Below are 18539 nucleotides of genomic sequence, written 5' to 3'. Positions count from 1 at the left end.
CACCGGTTTTCAGCCTGCGCCACACGACGGCCAAGCTGGCCGAAAGCGCCGCACGCCACGCACAGGCATATGATGAACGTGTAAGGACAGGCGTGCCGGACATGGCCGGCACGAGATGACGTTCCTGCGCAAGCTCACACTCATGGCGACTCCGATTCAAGCTTCCGCGCCAGCGGAAAGCTGCCGCGTCGTCGGCATTGGCGCATCCGCCGGCGGCATCGAAGCGATGCATTGCCTGCTTCAGGCCTTGCCCGCCGAACCTGCGCTTGCGCTCGTCGTCGTGCAACACCAGCTGCCGGGTGGATCGAACGAGCTCGTGAATCTGGTCAGCAAGTGGACGTTGCTGCCTGTCCGTGCCGCGAACAACGGCGAGCGTCCCGAGCCGAATCACGTCTACGTCGCGGGTTCCGACGACGTGCTGACCCTCGAAGGCGGGCTCTTTCGCACGCGGCCGGTCGACGGCGGCAGCCGCCGTCCCGGCATCGATACCATCGACGCATTCCTCGAAAGCCTCGCGCAAGATCGCGGCTCGCACGCGCTCGCCGCGATCCTGTGCGGCACAGGCACCGATGGCGCGGCCGGCGCGATCTGCGTGAAGCGGGCCGGCGGCGTGGTGCTCGTGCAGGACCCGGTCACCACGATGAACGACAGCATGCCGAGAGCGGTGATTTCGCGCGGTGCCGCCGACTACATCCTGCCGGTCGGCGAGATCGCGAAACAGCTGCTGCGCTGCGCGTCACCCGCCTATGTGCGGCCGGCCAACGAAGTCGCGTGGACCGGCGAGATTACGCGAACGCTCGACGAGATCGTCGGGATGATCCGCAAGCAGGCGGGCTTCGATCTGGGTGGTTACAAGGCGACCCCGCTGCTGTGGCGCATCCAGCAGCGCATGGATTTGCGGCGTACCGAATCGTTCGGCGACTACGAGTCGCTGTTGCGCGACGACCCAGCTGAGCTCGAAGCGCTGATTCGCGGCATTCCGATTCACGTGACCGAGTTCTTCCGCGACGCGCCCGCCTGGGACGTGCTGCGGCACGAGGTCATAGAGCCGATGCTGAGCGAGCGCCGCGCGAGCGATGTCGTACGGGCCTGGACACCGGCGTGCGCGACCGGCGAAGAAGCGTATTCGGTCGCGATGCTTCTGCACGAGCATGCGGAAAAGACTGGCCGTCCCATCGATTTCCAGGTGTTCGCGACCGATGCCTCGCCGGAGATCGTCGCGCGCGCGAGCCGCGGCGCGTTTTCGGGCGACGCGCTGAAGAACGTCTCTTTGGCACGCCAGCAGAAGTTCTTCTATTCCACCGACGGCAACTGGCGCGTCAAACGCCACCTGCGCGAAAAGATGGTATTCGCGCCGCAGGACCTGCTGCTCGATCCGCCGTTCAGGAACCTGGATCTGGTCACTTGTCGCAACCTGCTGATTTATCTCGACCCCGAAGCGGTCAAGCGCGTCGTATTCCTGCTGCACAACTCGCTGAAGGTGGGCGGCTATCTGTTCCTCGGCAAGGGCGAACCGCTGTTGTCGCGGCAAGGCGGTTTCAACGTCGTGTCGAGCCGTTGGCATATTTACCGCAAAACCGGCCCCGCGAGCGACGTCGAGGTCCGCTTCCCGTTGCGTGTCGCGACAAGCTTGCGCGCGAGCGCCGTGCCTTTCATCGGTCATTCGAGCGTGCATGCGCAGCGGGATTTCCCGTCGGTGCTGATCGACGACGAATTTCGCGTGCTGCGGGTGTATGGCGATACGGAAAAATACCTGCGCGTCCCGGCCGGCCAACCCACCGACAACCTGCTCGAACTGACGCAGCGCGAACTGGCGTCGAGCCTGAAGGCGGCCGCGAAGATAGCGCTCGAAGACGGTCAGCCGACGATCGTCAACGGCCTGCGTGAAGAAGGGAACGTCACGCACGCGTTCCAGATCCGGCTCACACCGATTCGAAGCGCGCAAAACGGCGCCGCGCCGCGGCTGCTCGCATCGTTCATTTCCCGCGCGCGCGAGATTCGGCCCGGCGCCACCGAACCCGTTGCGCTGCCGAGCCACGCTGCGGACGTCGCAGCTTCGAGCGAGTGGAGCGAAGCGATCCGCGTCTCGCGCGAGGAACTGGAGGCGTCGCGCGAAGAGTTGCAGGTGCTCAACGAGGAACTGAAAGCCGCGAACGAGCAACTCAATCTCGTCAACGACGACCTGAACCGGGCCAATGCGCGGCTCACCGGCAAGATCGCGGAACTGGAGATGCAGAGCGGCGTACTGAGCGCCGGTGCGGTAATGGCGATGTTTCTCGACGAGGCGCTGCGCGTGCGCTGGTTCACGCCTTCGATCGGCGAGATATTTCCGCTGAAAACGGGCGACGTCGGACGCGGCATCGCCGATATTTCGCCGAAGGTCGACGACGTGAATTTCCTGCGCGACGTGCTTGCGGTGATGCAGAGCGGGACACCGCGCGAAGCCGAGGTGCGAAACGCCAGCGGGGGATGGTTCCTGCGGCGCATTCGCCCGTTTTTGTCGCAGACCGGCACGAGCGGCGTGGCCGTCACGGTTACCGACATCTCGGACCTGAAGCACGCGGAAAGAGTGCTGCGCGAAAGCGCGATGCACGATTTCATGGTGCGCTTCGCCAACGCGCTGCGCGGGCTGTCCGGATACCGCAATACCCGATCGACGGCGATCCGGATGCTGCGTCAGCAGTTCGGCGCCGCGCGCGTCAACTACTCGGAAGCGCGTGGCCCCGACGAACTGGAAATCGTCGCGACCGACGCGCTCGCGGGCACGGCCGATATGCTGGGCCGCCGCTGCGCGATCAACGACGCCGGGCCTGCGCTCACCGCCGCGCTGTTCACCGGCCGCAGCGGCTGGAGCAACGACGTGATGGCCGATCCCGCCGCTAGCGCGGCCGAGCGGCGCGCGTGCCACGCACTCGGCATCGGCGCGTGGGCCAACATGCCGTTCGTGCAGTCGGGCCGCGTGCTCGGCGCGCTGACGATGCACTTCGACACCGCGCACACGTGGGCGCCCGACGAACTGATGTTTCTCGAACTGATGGCCGAGCGCACATGGGCCGCGGTCGGACGTGCGCGGGCCGAGGAAGACCTGCGCGCGCGCAACGAGGAACTCGAGCGGTTCAACAAGGCGGCGATCGGCCGCGAACTGCGCATGATCGATCTGAAGAACGAGGTTAACGAGTTGCGCCGGCAACTCGGTCAATCGCGTCGCTATGCGACGGAGTCCGACGATCATGACGATCGTACCAAGGCGCCCGATCGCAACTGAACGGCGATTACACCGGCGCGGGCTGACTGCCCGTCGCGCGCGGATGGTCTCGTGTGTCGCGTGCGAGCAGTGCGTCGTAGATCGTCAGGTAGTCGTCGGTCATGCGCGCGGCCGTGAAGCGGCGCTCGAACGCGTGGCGGCACGCGTCGCGCCCGATGCCGTCGATGCGCGCAACGGCTTGCACGGCCGCGTCCACGTTGTCGACGATCAGGCCGCTCACGCCGTCTTCGATCAACTCCGGCACCGCGCCGCGGCGAAACGCGATCACCGGCGTACCGCACGCCATCGCCTCGATCATCACCATGCCGAACGGCTCGTCCCATTCGATCGGCAGCAGCAACGCGCATGCGTTCTCGATCAACCGCCGGCGCGCGAGGCCGCCGACTTCGCCGAGGTATTCGGTGAACGTGGTCGAGCGCCGCAACAGCGGATCGATGCGCTCGCGGAAATAGTCGCGCTCGCCGGGATGAATCTTCGCGGCGATCTTCAACGGCAAGCCGCTGCGCCGGGCGATTTCGATCGCGAGATCGGGACGTTTCTCCGGCATCATGCGGCCGAGGAAAAGCAGGTAGGAACCGGCTATCGGCTGAAACGAGAACTCGTCGAGCGGCAGGCCGTGATGGACCGTGCCCTGCCAGTTGGCCCACGGCACCGGCCGGCGCTGACTCGCGGAGATCGACACCACCGGCACGCGGGCGAATTCGCGAAACAGCGGGCCATGATCGTGCAGCAGCAGACGGCCGTGCAGCGTCGTCAGCGTACGGCACGGCAAGCGCTCGGCCCACGCGAAATGCAATGGCTCGCCGTGAAAATGAACGACGTCGAATTGATCCGAGTCGCGAATCACGCGCGCGAATTGCCGGACGTGATGCGTTTGCGTGTCCCACACGTTCGTGTCGCGCCAAAGACCGCGCGGGCAGATCGGCACGAGCCGCGCGGCGGTCGTCGAATCGGCGCTCGCATAGAGCGTCACGTCGTGGCCGCGGGCGACCAGTTCTTCAGTCAGATACGACACGACGCGTTCGGTTGCGCCGTACGCGAACGGCGGCACGCTTTCGTAAAGCGGAGCGATCTGGGCGATTCTCATCGGGCGTTGAAAAGAGGGGAGGGAGGTTGGCGCGCAACACGCCGCGCCGGACCACCAGCAGCAATCGACGTACCGCCACGCGACCGGTCACACGGTACGGCGCTTGCTCGATGCGGGCACTTGACCGATCAAAGGAGCCGCCATGAACCACCGCGCAACGCAATCCGCTTCTAACGACACGAAGCCCACCGCTGCACGCGAAACCGCCAGCGCACCCGACGCGCTCGCGCTGCTCGAAGCCGATCACCGCGCCGTCGAAAAGCTGTTCGATGCGTTCGGCAAGTCGCGCGGTGACGAACGCGACACGCTCGAAGCCAAAGCCGCGCTGGCGCAGCGTGCGTGCGAAGAGCTGACGATGCATACGATCATCGAGGAAGAGCTGTTGTATCCGGCCGCGCAGCAAGCACTCCCCGACGACGGCAAGCTCGATGTCGATGAAGCCTACGTCGAGCATTTTCTGGTGAAGACGCTAATCGCGAAGTTCACGGCGCTGAAGCCGGGCGACAAAGGCTTCGACGCGACGTTCAAGGTCATGGCCGAACTGGTGCGGCATCACGTCGAGGAAGAGGAAAGCGAGCTCTTTCCGGCCTTGCGGCGCACCGGCTGCGATCTCGCGGGGCTTGGTAAAAAGATCGCGGCGCGCAAGGAAGCGCTGCAAGCGCGGCTGGATCAGGCGGGCAGCCGGGCGGTTGGCGACAGGACCTGATCGGAACCCTAAAGCGTCGCTGCGACAGTCCCGTTCATAAGTCGACGCTTACGGACGAACGCACCCGTTTGCATGTCCATTAACATCGATTTCAGGAGGGCACAACAGGATCGCCTGATGCAGGCAGGGAGAGCCATGTCAAGGAGAAAGCTGAAACTCACGCAGTATCCGGCGGCAGCGATCGCCTCGCGCGACGACTTTTCGATCTACGTCACTGCACGACGCAGCGCCGATGGACGATTCTATGCCGATCTGCTGGTGAGCCGTAAAGTGGATGGCCGCCGTCTGTTCCCGTTCGATGGCGCGCCCGAAGTCGGTCCGTTCAACAGCATCGAGGAAGCGCGGCTCGCCGCCGAGGAGTACGGCGCGCGGATCGTCGCGGCCGACCTTGCCTGTCCCGAGGCGTAAGCGCGCGGCCTGGGTAGCGCGCGGCGACCCGCCGCGGTGACGACGGCATCCCCATCAAACGCTTGTCCCGGTTCACGACCGGCACATGGTGGAGTTGTGTGGCAGCCGCTCTCTTGCTGACGTGATGCCATCGACCCAACGCGCGCCGCGCGGAACAACCCTTGCTCGCCTTTCGCTCGCCGTCATCCGGACCCGGCGCGCGCGGCGCCGTGCCGCGGCATCGCTCACGTTCACGGAGAAACACATATGGACAAGGAACTCGAAGCCCGCATCCGCACGCGGGCGTACCAGATCTGGGAAAACGATCCGTCGCCGGAAGGGAGAGCCGACGACCATTGGGAGGAAGCGCGCCGGCAGATCGAGGCGGAAGGCGCTGCCGCGCCGCAGGAGCCGACCGATCAGTCCGCCGATCGCGACCGCGGCTCGCGCATCGCGCCCGAACAGCAACTGCAGGAAACGCCGGGCGAGGACATCGAAGCGCCGAAGCGCGCCAAACGCCCGCGCGCCGGATAAGCGGGCGCCGCGCTCTACACCGGCGCCGACGATCGCGTCGGCGCCACCGGCAGCGCGCGTTTGTGACGCGTCGCCATGTAAAAGCGCCGAATCGTCGTCAATACTTCGTCGCTGACCGGCTTGCCTTCGAGGAAGTCGTCGATGTCCTGGTAGCCGATGCCGTAGCTGTCTTCGTCCGGTTTCTGCGGCGTCAGCGATTCGAGGTCCGCCGTCGGCACCTTGTCGACGAGCCGCTCCGATGCGCCGAGCGCATGCGCGAGTGCGCGCACGCGGCGCTTCGTCAGACCCGCCAGCGGCAGGATATCGGCGCCGCCGTCGCCGAACTTCGTGAAGAAGCCCATCAGCGATTCGGCCGCATGGTCGGTGCCGATCACCACGCCGACCCGCGCGCCCGCAATCGCGTATTGCGCGATCATGCGTTGCCGCGCCTTGATGTTGCCGAGCACGAAGTCTTCATGAAAGTCGTCGACGTACTGCACGTTGCCTCGCGTGAGCGAAGACAGCATCGCGTCGGCGGGCTCCTTGATGTTGACCGTCAGCGTTTCGTCGGGGCAGATGAACGCGAGGGCGGCCGCGGCGTCCTCTTCGTCGCGTTGGCTGCGGTACGGTAGACGCACCGCGACGAAGTGCGCTTCATAGCCGGTGGCACGCAGACGTTCGACGGCAAGCTGCGCGAGGCGTCCGGCAGTCGACGAATCGACGCCGCCGCTGATGCCAAGCACATAGGTGTGCAAGCCTTGCGACGCCAGGTAGTCGCTGAGGAACGCGACACGCCGCTCGCGCTCGCGGGCCACGTCGAAATCGCGCTCGACGCCGAGTTCGTCAATCACTGCCTGCTGCCACGCGTCGGTGTCGAAGGAAGGGTGCAGATTCATCGTTCGGCCTCTCTTCAGTGGTCCCGCTCGCTGCGCGGAAGTTGATCGAAGTAATGCTCGACGCGCGACAATGCATACAGCGCGGCGGCCGAACGCACGTCGTTGCGGTCGCCCGAAAAGCGCCGCGTCTCGGCGAACGTGACGAACTGATTGCCGGGCCGTCGGAACGACCATGCGAAGCATTGCGTGCCCGGTGGCGGGCCGTCAGCGGAACCGCCATCGGCAAGCCCCGTGTTCGATACCGCGATGTCAGCGCAGCAGCCTTCCTGACGCAGCGCACCCTCGGCCATTTCCCGCGCGACCGCTTCGCTGGTGAGCCCGTATTGCTTCATCGTGCTTTCCCGCACACCGAGAAAGCCTGCTTTGCCTGACGGCGAGTAGCTGACGAAGCCGACATCGAGACACGCGCCGCTACCCGGCACGCTAGCCAGATACGACGCGATCTGGCCGCCGGTGCAGGATTCGGCGGTCGCGAGCTTCAGACCTCGCGAGCTGAGGAAGGACACGACCTGCATGGGAACGTTCATGATTTTCGCCCTTGTTGTGCGACGGATTCGGACCGGCGTTTTGTTCGTGCAAAAGCTCAGCAAGGATCGGTCCGCGCGCGCTTCACGTTTCGCGCATCGCCATTGGTTCAAGCCGGCGGTATGCTCATTGCTGAAGCGTGGAAGAGCAGCGAACTCGCGCGCGGCCCCGTCGCGATGCGTGGCGCGCGCAGCGCTGCGCATTCGCGAGGAGGCGGCGATGGGCGATTTCGACGAAGCGCGCGCATGGATGGTCGAGCGGCAAATCGTGCAACGCGGCGTGCGCGACGACTTCGTGATCGAGGCGATGCGGCGCGTGCCACGCGAAGCGTTCGTGCCGTCCGATCTGCGCGACTTCGCGTATGACGATACGCCGCTGCCGATCGGCGGCGAACAGTCGATCTCGCAGCCGTACATCGTCGCGAAGATGCTTGCGGCCGCCGAATTGCAGCCCGGCGACCGTGTACTCGACATCGGTACGGGCTCGGGCTATGCGGCCGCGATTGCCGCGGAGATCGCGGGCCGGGTGGATTCGATCGAACGCGACGCGAGCCTCGCCGAGGGCGCGCGCGAGCGCTTGCAGCGGCTCGGCTACGAGAATGTCGAAGTGCATGTCGGCGACGGCACCGCGGGTCTTGCCGCGCATGCGCCGTATGACGCGATCATCGCGGCGGCGGGCGGGCCGCGTGTGCCGCAGGCGCTGCGCGTGCAGCTTGCGGTCGGCGGACGGCTCGTGATGCCGGTCGGCAGCAGTCCGAGCCGTCAGCGGCTCGTGAAGATCGTGCGGCGCGACGAGCACGATTACGACGAACATGCATTCGCCGACGTGCGCTTCGTGCCGCTCGTCGGTGACGACGGCTGGCCGGCGCCGGGCGGCGTGCCGCATGAGGATTCGCGGCCCACGCCTGAGCCGGCCGCGCCTAAGCCGGCCGCACTCGAACTCGCGCTTCGCGACGCGGCCGAACCGTTACCCGACATCGATTCCGCGGAATTCGCGGCGTTTTTCGACCGCTTCGCCGGGCGGCGCGTCGTGCTGCTCGGCGAGGCCAGTCACGGCACGTCGGAGTTCTATCGCGCGCGGGCGGCGATCACGCGACGCCTCGTCGAGCGGCACGGCTTTTCGATGATCGCGGTCGAGGCCGACTGGCCCGATGCCGCGATCATCGACCGGCATGTGCGCGACCGGCCGATGCCCGGCGAGCGGTCTCGACCGTTTCGCCGCTTTCCGACCTGGATGTGGCGCAACACCGATTTCATGAGCTTCGTCGCGTGGCTGCGCTCGCACAATGCCCTGCACCGCGACAGCGAGACGCGCTTTTACGGGCTCGACATCTACAGCCTGTCCGAATCGATCGACGCGGTGCTGCGCTATCTGGACAGCGTCGACCCGGCCGCGGCGCGCATCGCGCGCGGGCGTTATGGGTGCCTCAGTCCGTGGCAGAAGGATCCCGCCGTGTATGGGCGCGCCGCGTTGAGCGGCGGCTACGCGCAGTGCGAAGAGCACGTGGTCGCCCAGCTCGGCGATCTCCTGAAAAGCCGGCTCGACTATGCACGGGAAGACGGCGAACGCTTCCTCGACGCGGCGCAAAATGCGCGGCTCGTGGCTGTCGCCGAGCACTACTATCGCGCGATGTATTACGGTGGACCGCAAAGCTGGAATCTGCGCGACACGCATATGTTCGACACGTTGCGTCATGCGCTCGACAGTCACGGGCCGCAGGCGCGTGTGGTCGTGTGGGCGCATAACTCGCATATCGGCGACGCGAGCGCCACGCAGATGGGTCGCGTGCAGGACGAGATCAATTTGGGGCAGCTGTGCCGCGCGCAGTTCGGTGACGCGGCGGCGCTGATCGGCTTCGGCACGCACAGCGGCACGGTCGCCGCGGCCAGCGACTGGGACGGACCGATGGAAGTGAAGACCGTGCGGCCATCGCTCGACGGCAGCGTCGAATTCAGCATGCACGCCACTGGCCTCGCACGCTTTCTGCTCGACCTGCGGCCCGGCGTGCACGACGCGCTGCGCGAACGGCTGCGCGCGTCGCTGCTGGAGCGCTTCATCGGCGTGATTTATCGTCCGGAGACCGAGCGGTATAGCCACTACGCGGAAGCGTCGCTGGCCGATCAGTTCGATGCGTTCGTGTGGTTCGATCGCACCAGCGCGGTGACCACGCTGCCCGTTTCCGCCGACGAGAAGTACCACGCGGCGGAGACTTTTCCATTCGGTGTGTGAGCGAGGAACGCGGCTTGCAACGGAGCGGACAGTGCATATCCAGCTTGTCCAAACCGGGGAGCCGCTCATGAACAAGGTTGTACAGCGCTTGACCATTGCCGCGATGTTCAGTGTTGCGGGTGACTTCGTCTGCGCGCAAGCCGTCGAGTGGGCCGGGACTCGGCCGGCTGTCGCCGCGCCACCGTTGCTATTCGCGCAGGCCGGCAAAGACGCGGGCACCGAAGGCGGCGCGGGCACAGCAGGCCAGTCGGGCACGCCACCCGGCGAGTTGGCCCGCGACCAGACGAAACGCGAACAGGCGGGGCGCGCGAACCAGGCCGCGGCTCAGCACGGACAGCGCAGTCAGCAGGGCGCGAGCGCGCCCCACGGTGCCAGCCGCGCGCACTAGCGGCGACGCGGCCCGGTTGCCGCCGTCGCCGCTTGCGCACGCGATTCCGCCATGAGAAACGAACCGGTCTGGTTCCTGCTGATTGGCGCACTGCTCACGTTCATGGCGGTCGCGCGCGGGCCGATCCGCCGCTTGCCGCTGACCGGCGCGATGATCTATCTGCTGGTCGGCGTGGCGGTCGGTCCGGCCGTGTCCGGGCTCGTCGGTGTCGATCTGCTCGCCGATACCGTGCTGCTCGCGACGCTCGCCGAAGTCGGGCTCGTCGTGTCGCTGTTTTCGATCGGCATGCATCTGCGCGTGCGGCTGCGCAATCCGTTGTGGTGGTTGCCTCTGCGGCTCGGCGGGCCCGCGATGATCGTCACCGTCGCCTTGATGTTCGGCTTCACCGCCTGGCTGACCGGACGCGCGGACGGCGCGGCGTTGTTCCTCGCGGCAGCGCTCGCGCCGACCGACCCGGTGCTCGCCAACGAGTTGCGCGTGACCCAGGCCGGCGACGACGAACCCGTGCGCTTCGCTTTGTCGGGTGAAGGCGGGCTCAACGACGGCGCCGCCTATCCGTTTGCGGTGCTGGGTCTGACGCTTGCCGGCGCGAGACTGTTCGGCTCCGGCAGCGGCGTGCAATTCGCCGGCTCGGTGCTGTGGGGGATCGTCAGCGCGCTCGCGGTCGGCTGCGTATCCGCAATCGTGTTCGCGCGCGCGATCTTCTTGCTGCGCACCCGCTACGGCGAAGCGATCGGTCTCGACGGTTTTCTCGCGCTAGGGCTGATGGCGACGTCATACGGCGCGGCGCTGCTGGTGCACGCGTATGCGTTCGTGGCGGTATTCGTGGCGGGCGTCACCGTGCGTCACGAGGAATTGCGCTCGACCGGCGACAAGAATCCGTCCGAAGTGCTCGACGAAGTGCAGCACGGCGAAAAGGCCGAAGTCGCGAAAGACCCGGAAAAGGCGCATGCGGTCCTCGCCGAATCGATGATGGGCTTCACGCGCGAAATGGAGCGGCTCGCGGAGTTGTCGCTGATGTTGATCATCGGCTGCGTCGTGTCTGCGCATTGGCGCGAGATGCTCGACGTGCGCGCCGTGTTGCCCGCGGTGTTTCTGTTTTTCGTCGCACGGCCGCTGTCCGTCGTCGTCGCGATGATCGCTGCGCGCATCGACAGCAGCCAGCGGTACCTGATGGCATGGATGGGGATTCGCGGTGTCGGCGCGTTTTACTACCTGATGTTCGGCCTCGAATACGCGCGCGGCGCGATGACGCCGCTGCTGCCAGCGGTGCTCGATGCGATCGTGTTGTCGGTGCTGCTGCATGGCTCGACCGCGAACTATCTGCTGCGGCGGTATTTCGACCGGCGTCGCTGAATGAAGCGACGGGCGCGATGGCGTGCGCTAGTGGCCGCGCGCCGCTCCTTGTATCGCAATGTATCTGCGCGGCCCGCGGATACGTGCGCATACCAAACCCGCTGATCCAGACACATGCGAGATACGTCGGCGCGTTCAAATACGTCCAACGCGAGTTCGAGCCCGGATTTGCAGATATCAACATCACTGGATCAACAGGAGTAAGCCACCATGACCCGCATCGAAAACGTGCTGTACACCGGCAAGACCCATACGACCGGCGGCCGCGAAGGCGCCGCGCGCAGCTCGGACGGCCGTCTCGACATCAAGCTGTCGTCGCCCGGCACCTCGGGAGTTGGAACGAACCCCGAGCAGTTGCTGGCTGCCGGCTGGTCGGCGTGTTACATCGGTGCGCTCGGTTTGGCTGCGCGCGCGCTGCACGTGTCTTTGCCCCCCGATACGAGCGTCGATGCCGAAATCGATCTCGGCACCACCGATGGCGCCTATTTCCTTCAGGCGCGTCTGTTCGTCAGTCTTCCCGGTGTCGAGCGGGACGTGGCGGACGCGTTGATCGAGCGCGCGCATTTGACCTGCCCGTATTCAAAGGCGTTGCGCGGCAACGTGGATGTGCAGACTACGCTCGTTTGAGGGTTGGTCAGGGTAGTTTGTGGCGGGGCGGCGCCGACGTATCGGGCGCGGCTCCGCCTTTCTGTTCCGCCCCGCTTGCTATGCGGTGTCGGCTTGGAGCCGACGGCTACTCCGCAGGCGCTACGGACGCCCCGGCGATCCCATGCCGCGCGAGCGATTCCGCCACGAAGCCCGACGCTTTCACGTCTTCGACGAACGAACGCAGCGCCCGAGCCGCCGCTTCGCCGCGGCTCTTCGGTACACCCATCGCCTGCCGGATCACCATGAAGCGCTCGTCGAGCAGGCGCAGGCCGGCCGTTTGCTTCGCATCGGCTTCGAGTTGCTGCTTCACGCCTGCCGCCACTTCCAGCTGCTGTTCGATGAACGTCGGCACGACACTCGGTGAACTCGGCGCGCGGACGATCTGCGCGGCTTTCAGCTCGCGTGTGAGGAACAGATCGTACGCGCTGCCTTTGCCGACGACGACCCGGTTGTGCGCCTGATCCACATCCTGATTCGACCGCACCGGCGAGTCGTCGCGCACCAGATAGAAGCCTTCGATCAGTACATACGGCGCGGTGAATTCAATCGTTTCGCCGCGCAATGGATCGATCGCGAAGAAGCCGAAATCCGCGCGTTCCTCGCTGACGGCCTGCACCGATTTGGCGGCCGTATCGAATACCACCAGTTCCAGTTCGACGCCTAGTTTCGTGGCGAACGCGCGCGCGAGATCGATCGATACGCCGAACGGCTCGCCGGACCCGGCATGGCGATTAGCGAGGATCGGATTGCCGAGATTGATCGACGCGCGCAGCTTGCCCGTGGGCGTGAAGGCGGTGACGACGGAGGGATCGATAGTCATGGAGGTTCTCGTGGCGACCGCGTTCAGGGCGAACGGCGGTCTCAGGGTTCAAGGAGTTCGCTGATGCGGGACAGCGCGTCGAGCGTGTGCAGCAGATGCTGACGCATCGCTTCCGACGCTTCTTCGTTGCGCTCTTGCTCCAGCAGTTCGAGCAGATGCAAATGCTGCTTCGCGTGTTCGACATAGCGCTCGCGATGCTGCATCGAGCGATACGACAGCAGACGGCGCACGCGGTTCACGCGCCGGATAGTGTCGATGAAAAAGCTGTTGCCCGAAGCCTCGACGAGCGACTCGTGAAAGCGCACGCCGCGATCGTGCAACTGGTCGGCGGTATCTGTTTCGATGCCGCCCGCGAGCAGATGCTTCTCCACCTCGCGACACCGCTCCAGCACCTTGCGCTCGAGCCGGTAGCCGGGCTCGAGCAGTGCCGCCGGTTCGAGCGCGAGGCGCAGCCGGTACGACTTTAGCAGGCTGTCGGGCGTGGTCAGCATTGGCGAGAACTGCCAGCCATAGCCAGGTTTGCGTTCGGCCCATCCTTCCCGCGCGATGCGGCCGAGCACGGCGGTCAGTTGCGCGCTGGTCAGTCCGTAGCGAGTGCGGATCAGTTGCTCCGAGAATTCGTCGGGCAATTCGTTTTTCAGGCGGTCGTCGGCGATCTGGAAATAGGCGCGCGTCACGACGTCGGTCTCGGCGAGGCGCAGTTCGTCGTCCACGTCCGCAAAAGATTCGGAGAGCGGCTTCGCGAGGAAGAAGCCGCGATTCTTTTCCCGCGTCAAGATGCCTTTCTCGTGCAGCAACGCGAGCGCTTCGTTCACGGGGGAACGTGAGACGCGCAGACGGTCGGCGAGCATCTGTGCGGGCAGGTGCGCGCCGGCGTCGAGTCCTTCGCTCTTGATGAGCTCGACAATCTGCTTGGCGATGGATCGATCGATCATTTGGCTTGCCTTCGGCCGCAACGTCAGCGTAGCGGCGGCGGATGGCACGTTGATTGAAAACGGCTCTGGACGGGGTGGCCGGATGTGCCGATCTGCTTCCAGCGAAATCGCGCATTCGGATGAAGCAGCCGAACGGTGTGTGAGCCTTGCATTACTCAATAGGGACAATTCCCCGTCCGCCAGACGGTAGTCCATCGCGGCCATTTCTTGCGGTTGGTTTTAGATGGCCTACGATTAACCTCACGTTAGCAAAGCGCGTATGAATTAGTAGATCGAGGCGAGAAGTCGCGGTGCGCCGTCTACCCAATGCTAACAGCAATATTTGCAAGAGGTGGCTACATGAAGAGCGCACACAACGTTATCGACGCTTCTCGGCTCGTTGCAGTTTTGATCCTCGCCTGCATGGCGGGCTCGGGCGCACAAGCGCAAAGTTCGAACGCGGCACCGGCAGCGGCATCTGCGCCGGGTCTTGCAGTAGCCGCTCAGGCGTCGTCAAACGCACTGAACCCATTCCCTCATGGCCCGCACCCGCATGGCGTCGGACCGAAAGTGCCGCCAGCCGCCGCCCTCGATGGATCGGACGTGGACAAACAGAACGGCGGAGACAAGATCAATCCGAATAAATTCCTCGACGATCGCGGGCCGGCGGTGGATACGCCGTACCAGGCTCCCGAAGCAGCGACTGCCGCTACATTGAGCCGGACACCAGGGGCCGTCGCGGCGCCAACCTTTACGACGACCGACTGGCCGACGTTTGGTATGAACAGGCAGCGGACTGGGTATAACTCAGTCGAGACGGTGCTCACCCAGACCAACGTTAGGACGTTGGTAAAGCACTGGGACTCGCCTGTGCTGGACGGTGCCATCCTGACTCAGCCGGTACTGGCTGTCGGGGTGATGATCAACGGGGTGCCAACCGACATCGTCTATGTTGGGACAGAGGGGAACAGTACATATGCACTGAATGCCGCGACAGGGCATATCATTTGGAAAAGCGCCCCTATCCCTCAAGCTATCTTGACGTCGGCCTGCCAGGGGCTGTTCCAAGGCAAGATCGGGGTGCAGGGCACGCCCGTCATCGACCATGCCGACAACCGGATTTTCGTTGTGAGCGGGCGAGGCTACCTGCATGCGTACAACCTCCAGACCGGCGTGGATCTCCCGGGCTTCAACCTGCTACTTCTCGACCCAAACAACGCTACTCCAAGAACGATGGTCTATGGCGGCTTGACGCTTAGTCCCGACAATTCGTCGATATACGTGGCGACAGCCGGCGACCCCTGCGATACGGAGCCGTACCATGGACAGGTCGTCCGCGCGTCCACCACAAACCCAGCTGCGATTCTGCAACGCTGGTATCCAACCGGCGCAACCGGGCCAGATGGGGGCGGTGTATGGGGTATGGGCGGCGTATCGATTCCGCCGGATGGGACGGTCGTCTATGCACTCACGGGCAACGCATTCGCCCAGCCGGAAAATGCCGCGTTCGCGGAGCACGTCGTGAAGCTCACGCCGACCCTGGCGGTAGCGGCGTCGAACTCGCCGCTTTCTCCGCCCCTCACGGACGTCGACTTCGGCGCTACAGCATTGCTCTTTCAGCGTCCCACCTGCCCGACGATGCTCGCGGCCTACAACAAGTCCGGCAACCTGTTCATTTATAACCGAGCCACTATTCAGCAGCAGGGCCCCATTGAAAAGTTGACGATTTCCCAAACTTCAGCCGACGGCAGCAACATAGGCCTTCCTGCATTCGACCCGGTGCTGAATCGGCTTTACGTCGTGTCCCCTGGCGGTTCGGGGAGCAACAACTTATACCAGCACGGGGTCATTGCACTGTCGATCGACAGCAACTGTACTGTGAACCCCAAACCCGTGTGGACGGCGCAAGTCGGCTTGAACCAAGTCGCGTTCAACCCGGCTATCCCGCCCGTCGCCGCAAATGGTGTGGTGTATTACGCAGACGGTTTGGGCAACGACTTTTATGCATTGGATGCAGCGGACGGGACCATACTCTTCCACGACCAATACACGCCAGCTCAGAACGGCGAGGGCAACTTCGCGTCGCCGATGGTCGTGAACGGGCAAGTCTTCGTCGCTGGTGGCGACCACGTGGTTCATGCCTATGGCCTCTGACTGCTAAACCCGTTAGCGAAACGTAACTTTTTCGCAAGCATAGCCACTCTGCTCTGATTGCGCGCAGTGATTCGCAGTATCGCGCCGCTGCGCGTGTCCTGCTGACCCGTCGCAATTCGATGTCGTCGAGGCGTTCCTCCGCGCTCAGGTGAGTGGGATCGCACCGGCTTCGCGCTCTGGTACACGCGCCTTGAACGGCGCCGCTTTCCGTCACCACTGGCGCTCGCGCAACGCGGCTTCACGCTTGCCGAACTCAACGCCTGGCTGGAGGGCATCGAGATCCCGGCGCGCGCGCCGCATCGCCGTCGCGGTGACGCGCGCGAGCTGACGTTGCTCTCGCCCGCGCAAATACAAGGCTCCCCGAGCTTCTAAACGTAGCGCGAGTTGGGCGTCATGATAGCCATGCCGCCCACCGCCATCACTGTCGCGCAATTTCCGGTCGGCAGTTGTTTGCCTCAATACTTGAAGTAACCGTTCGCCGTCGAGAGGTGGGGCGACGCGCTATGGAATGCGACTTCACTTCATCATTGCTTGTACTATGATGAACCGGCGTGTCCCCGTCTTGTCTCTTAAGTAGCCGCGATCGGTGCTGCGACCTGAGGCGCGGTTATTAGCATCGGCACTGTTGGTGTTCGTAAATTCGTGATGTAGACGACGCCAAATTCAGTGTGTCCCGATACTCGCATGTATTTTCCTTAGACAATGTGCTCGTCGGCACCTACGAAGGAGTAGCATGACTGCATCCCGTTCTAACGCGGCATCGAGGCGAGTCGCCATTCTGGTCCTGCTCTGTCGCGACTACGCAGCGCTCGAACTAACCCTCGCCAGTCACATGGCGTACCGGCCACCAGGCGTCGAGTTCATCCTGCTTCAGAACTGCAGGGGCGGCTATGACGCGGAACGCACGCTTGCCGTCGCGCGGCGCTATGCAAGACTTTTTCCGGGCATCGTTCGGGTCGTCGACGACATTCCGCCTGGCCCACCTTATCGCACGATCAAAAAACTACTCTCGCAGCCGGCATTCGCCGAAATCGACCTGATCTGCAAGGTGGACGACGACGCGTTTCCGATCGCCGGCGGGTGGCTCGACAACATGCTGGCCACGTACGACGCGGCGGAAAAGGAAAGCGGGAACGGGCTTGCCTACGTCACTCCCCTCATCAACAACAACAACTGGGGCTTCCCTGAGGTGATGCGCGTGATGAACCTGGAGCGCGAATACTTCACGAGCCAGGCGCATCCGCATTTCGTCGGGGCCGACGGGGACAAGCGCTATCCGCTGCGAATCATCCCTGCGGAGCAGATCGAGATCGGCACCAATGGCACGATATGGGGCTATCCGCACATCGCGCGCTGGCTACATCAACGGACCACGCTTCAGCCTGATGCTTTCATCGCTGCGACTCGGGACCTCGAACCTTGCGAAGTGCCCTCAGAATCGCGCTATTCGATCGGCTGCATTCTTTTTCGCAAGCGGTTATGGGACATGATCGACGACGGTGGGCAGGACGACGAGCACATGATGCATGTCTACTGTGCGCGGCACCGGCTGAGAATCGTCTGTGCGCGCAGCGTGCCATTCGTGCACATGGCGTACTTCACCCAGCGCGAGGAGAACCGCGACATCGTCGATGCCGCTCGCGCGCTTTACGACGGGAGGCTTGGCCATCCGTTCCCGATTTCACTCTACGCGGACCGTGAACGCGATATCGAAGCGCGGTTGCGGTGGCTCGAAGACCACCCGCCGCAGGCCACCAAGGGGACGCTTGAAGCGTCGAAGCGTGTCAGTCGCGCGATCTATCGGCGAATGCGCACGCTATTGAAAAACGGTCGCCGAGCGTGGTATGTCGTGACTGGCAAGCGCGATGCGACGAGCGGCCGGAGGTCTACGTCACCATGACGTCGTCCATTGCTTCATGAGAAGCCTCCATTGCCGCTGACCCTGCGAAATGCGTCATCTGGCACATAACGCAGAGCATGCGTTGCTATCTATCGAATCGAGTGCGCGCAGCGCTTGTTCATGGCGGTGACTCTCATACCGTCTAGACCGATGGCGCCGAAGTGGCCACGGTAGGCCCCGCCAAACGAGTGGCGGAGACTACTTTGTCACCGGCAGCGAGGCGGACGCGTAAAGGTACTCCCCAACCATCCCATGGCGACGCTCTCACGCCGGTTTGTAGATATCTATTGACATACTTGCCTGATCCACTATCGAAGTGGAGAACGCGCCAATACCTCTCCAATTTGTGCCGGTTCCTGACATTGGTGCAGCGAAGCATGTACAAATTCCTCAAGTACTTCGTTTCCTGGCCGCACCTGGTCGACCTTTCCCGTGATTGCGCCGCAACGGCACAAACCCGTTTAACCTGATCAATTGTCTGCTTATTTCAGTTCCTGGCGATTCTGGTGGGCCCAGACGACCGGCATTTCAGGTCGGCCCGGTTTGCTCCAACAACGTTTTTCGCGAAACAAGGGCGACGACAGCAGCCCAGATCGCTCCGGTGAAATCGCCGCCGGAGGTTCTCGCGCAACAGAATCGCCTTCCCTGGAAGCTCGTCAGAAACATCGACAAAGGTGGCGTTTACTGACGAGCCGCGCGGTCCCAAGAGCAGGCTGGCGAACTGGTTGCTTGATACCGGAGCTCGCCAGGA

General features: G+C 64.2%; 16 protein-coding genes. 11 read left to right on the top strand and 5 right to left on the bottom strand.

What is annotated here, in order from left to right; all coding sequences use genetic code 11:
- The first annotated feature begins 142 nt into the window (after positions 1-142).
- Positions 143-3265: a CheR family methyltransferase gene (locus AB3X94_RS35010; protein WP_368613915.1), complete on the top strand. Its 3123-nt coding sequence runs from the start codon at positions 143-145 to the stop codon at positions 3263-3265.
- Positions 3266-3272: 7 nt separating this feature from the next.
- Here AB3X94_RS35010 and AB3X94_RS35005 read toward each other — a convergent pair whose 3' ends face one another.
- Positions 3273-4352, bottom strand: a complete 1080-nt coding sequence (locus AB3X94_RS35005; protein ID WP_368613914.1) for a glycosyltransferase family 4 protein — start codon at positions 4350-4352, stop codon at positions 3273-3275.
- Between the two features lie 142 nt (positions 4353-4494).
- On the opposite strand from AB3X94_RS35005, the gene AB3X94_RS35000 reads away from it, so the two are divergent.
- The 3 genes from AB3X94_RS35000 (at position 4495) to AB3X94_RS34990 (ending at position 5979) form a co-directional block, all read left to right on the top strand.
- Positions 4495-5058, top strand: a complete 564-nt coding sequence (locus tag AB3X94_RS35000) for a hemerythrin domain-containing protein (protein ID WP_368613913.1) — start codon at positions 4495-4497, stop codon at positions 5056-5058.
- Between the two features lie 135 nt (positions 5059-5193).
- Positions 5194-5466 carry a DUF6723 family protein gene (locus AB3X94_RS34995; protein WP_176111751.1) on the top strand — a complete coding sequence of 91 codons (273 nt, stop codon included), beginning with the start codon at positions 5194-5196 and terminating at the stop codon, positions 5464-5466.
- Positions 5467-5712: 246 nt separating this feature from the next.
- Entirely contained in the window at positions 5713-5979 is a 267-nt protein-coding gene (locus AB3X94_RS34990) for a DUF2934 domain-containing protein (protein WP_176123634.1), read from the top strand.
- A 14-nt stretch (positions 5980-5993) separates the two neighbouring features.
- On the opposite strand, the gene nadE is transcribed toward AB3X94_RS34990, so the two are convergent.
- Positions 5994-6854, bottom strand: coding sequence for an ammonia-dependent NAD(+) synthetase (nadE, locus tag AB3X94_RS34985; protein ID WP_368613912.1), 861 nt, complete (start codon positions 6852-6854; stop codon positions 5994-5996).
- A gap of 14 nt (positions 6855-6868) precedes the next feature.
- A complete protein-coding gene (locus tag AB3X94_RS34980) occupies positions 6869-7381 on the bottom strand; it encodes a CinA family protein (RefSeq protein WP_368613911.1) in 513 nt (170 codons plus the stop codon).
- 217 nt (positions 7382-7598) lie between these two features.
- On the opposite strand from AB3X94_RS34980, the gene AB3X94_RS34975 reads away from it, so the two are divergent.
- The 4 genes from AB3X94_RS34975 to AB3X94_RS34960 all read left to right on the top strand — a co-directional run bounded on the left by AB3X94_RS34975 (position 7599) and on the right by AB3X94_RS34960 (position 11979).
- A complete protein-coding gene (locus AB3X94_RS34975) occupies positions 7599-9608 on the top strand; it encodes a protein-L-isoaspartate(D-aspartate) O-methyltransferase (RefSeq protein ID WP_368613910.1) in 2010 nt (669 codons plus the stop codon).
- Between the two features lie 67 nt (positions 9609-9675).
- On the top strand, positions 9676-9996 hold the full coding sequence (locus tag AB3X94_RS34970; RefSeq protein WP_368613909.1) for a hypothetical protein: 321 nt from the start codon (positions 9676-9678) through the stop codon (positions 9994-9996).
- Between the two features lie 51 nt (positions 9997-10047).
- Positions 10048-11352: a cation:proton antiporter gene (locus tag AB3X94_RS34965; RefSeq protein WP_368613908.1), complete on the top strand. Its 1305-nt coding sequence runs from the start codon at positions 10048-10050 to the stop codon at positions 11350-11352.
- 210 nt (positions 11353-11562) lie between these two features.
- Entirely contained in the window at positions 11563-11979 is a 417-nt protein-coding gene (locus AB3X94_RS34960) for an organic hydroperoxide resistance protein (protein ID WP_176111758.1), read from the top strand.
- A gap of 106 nt (positions 11980-12085) precedes the next feature.
- On the opposite strand, the gene AB3X94_RS34955 is transcribed toward AB3X94_RS34960, so the two are convergent.
- Together AB3X94_RS34955 and AB3X94_RS34950 are read right to left on the bottom strand one after the other, a co-directional pair.
- Positions 12086-12820, bottom strand: a complete 735-nt coding sequence (locus tag AB3X94_RS34955) for an ABC transporter substrate-binding protein (protein ID WP_368613907.1) — start codon at positions 12818-12820, stop codon at positions 12086-12088.
- A 41-nt stretch (positions 12821-12861) separates the two neighbouring features.
- On the bottom strand, positions 12862-13755 hold the full coding sequence (locus AB3X94_RS34950) for a GntR family transcriptional regulator (RefSeq protein WP_176111760.1): 894 nt from the start codon (positions 13753-13755) through the stop codon (positions 12862-12864).
- Positions 13756-14094: 339 nt separating this feature from the next.
- On the opposite strand from AB3X94_RS34950, the gene AB3X94_RS34945 reads away from it, so the two are divergent.
- The 3 genes from AB3X94_RS34945 (at position 14095) to AB3X94_RS34935 (ending at position 17788) form a co-directional block, all read left to right on the top strand.
- Positions 14095-15888: a PQQ-binding-like beta-propeller repeat protein gene (locus AB3X94_RS34945; RefSeq protein ID WP_368613906.1), complete on the top strand. Its 1794-nt coding sequence runs from the start codon at positions 14095-14097 to the stop codon at positions 15886-15888.
- Positions 15889-16002: 114 nt separating this feature from the next.
- Positions 16003-16260 carry an IS66 family insertion sequence element accessory protein TnpB gene (gene tnpB / locus AB3X94_RS34940; RefSeq protein ID WP_368613927.1) on the top strand — a complete coding sequence of 86 codons (258 nt, stop codon included), beginning with the start codon at positions 16003-16005 and terminating at the stop codon, positions 16258-16260.
- A 361-nt stretch (positions 16261-16621) separates the two neighbouring features.
- On the top strand, positions 16622-17788 hold the full coding sequence (locus tag AB3X94_RS34935; RefSeq protein WP_368613905.1) for a hypothetical protein: 1167 nt from the start codon (positions 16622-16624) through the stop codon (positions 17786-17788).
- Positions 17789-18539 lie beyond the last annotated feature (751 nt).

It is taken from the genome of Paraburkholderia sp. BR10923 (assembly GCF_040948765.1).
GTDB classification, from domain to species: domain Bacteria; phylum Pseudomonadota; class Gammaproteobacteria; order Burkholderiales; family Burkholderiaceae; genus Paraburkholderia; species Paraburkholderia youngii.
This window is presented reverse-complemented; position numbering and strand designations above follow the sequence as displayed.

Coding starts and splice junctions, on each gene's coding strand:
- AB3X94_RS35010 (WP_368613915.1), top strand. CDS start 143: ATGGCGACTCCGATTCAAGCTTCCGCGCCAGCGGAAAGCTGCCGCGTC.
- AB3X94_RS35005 (WP_368613914.1), bottom strand. CDS start 4,352: ATGAGAATCGCCCAGATCGCTCCGCTTTACGAAAGCGTGCCGCCGTTC.
- AB3X94_RS35000 (WP_368613913.1), top strand. CDS start 4,495: ATGAACCACCGCGCAACGCAATCCGCTTCTAACGACACGAAGCCCACC.
- AB3X94_RS34995 (WP_176111751.1), top strand. CDS start 5,194: ATGTCAAGGAGAAAGCTGAAACTCACGCAGTATCCGGCGGCAGCGATC.
- AB3X94_RS34990 (WP_176123634.1), top strand. CDS start 5,713: ATGGACAAGGAACTCGAAGCCCGCATCCGCACGCGGGCGTACCAGATC.
- nadE (WP_368613912.1), bottom strand. CDS start 6,854: ATGAATCTGCACCCTTCCTTCGACACCGACGCGTGGCAGCAGGCAGTG.
- AB3X94_RS34980 (WP_368613911.1), bottom strand. CDS start 7,381: ATGAACGTTCCCATGCAGGTCGTGTCCTTCCTCAGCTCGCGAGGTCTG.
- AB3X94_RS34975 (WP_368613910.1), top strand. CDS start 7,599: ATGGGCGATTTCGACGAAGCGCGCGCATGGATGGTCGAGCGGCAAATC.
- AB3X94_RS34970 (WP_368613909.1), top strand. CDS start 9,676: ATGAACAAGGTTGTACAGCGCTTGACCATTGCCGCGATGTTCAGTGTT.
- AB3X94_RS34965 (WP_368613908.1), top strand. CDS start 10,048: ATGAGAAACGAACCGGTCTGGTTCCTGCTGATTGGCGCACTGCTCACG.
- AB3X94_RS34960 (WP_176111758.1), top strand. CDS start 11,563: ATGACCCGCATCGAAAACGTGCTGTACACCGGCAAGACCCATACGACC.
- AB3X94_RS34955 (WP_368613907.1), bottom strand. CDS start 12,820: ATGACTATCGATCCCTCCGTCGTCACCGCCTTCACGCCCACGGGCAAG.
- AB3X94_RS34950 (WP_176111760.1), bottom strand. CDS start 13,755: ATGATCGATCGATCCATCGCCAAGCAGATTGTCGAGCTCATCAAGAGC.
- AB3X94_RS34945 (WP_368613906.1), top strand. CDS start 14,095: ATGAAGAGCGCACACAACGTTATCGACGCTTCTCGGCTCGTTGCAGTT.
- AB3X94_RS34935 (WP_368613905.1), top strand. CDS start 16,622: ATGACTGCATCCCGTTCTAACGCGGCATCGAGGCGAGTCGCCATTCTG.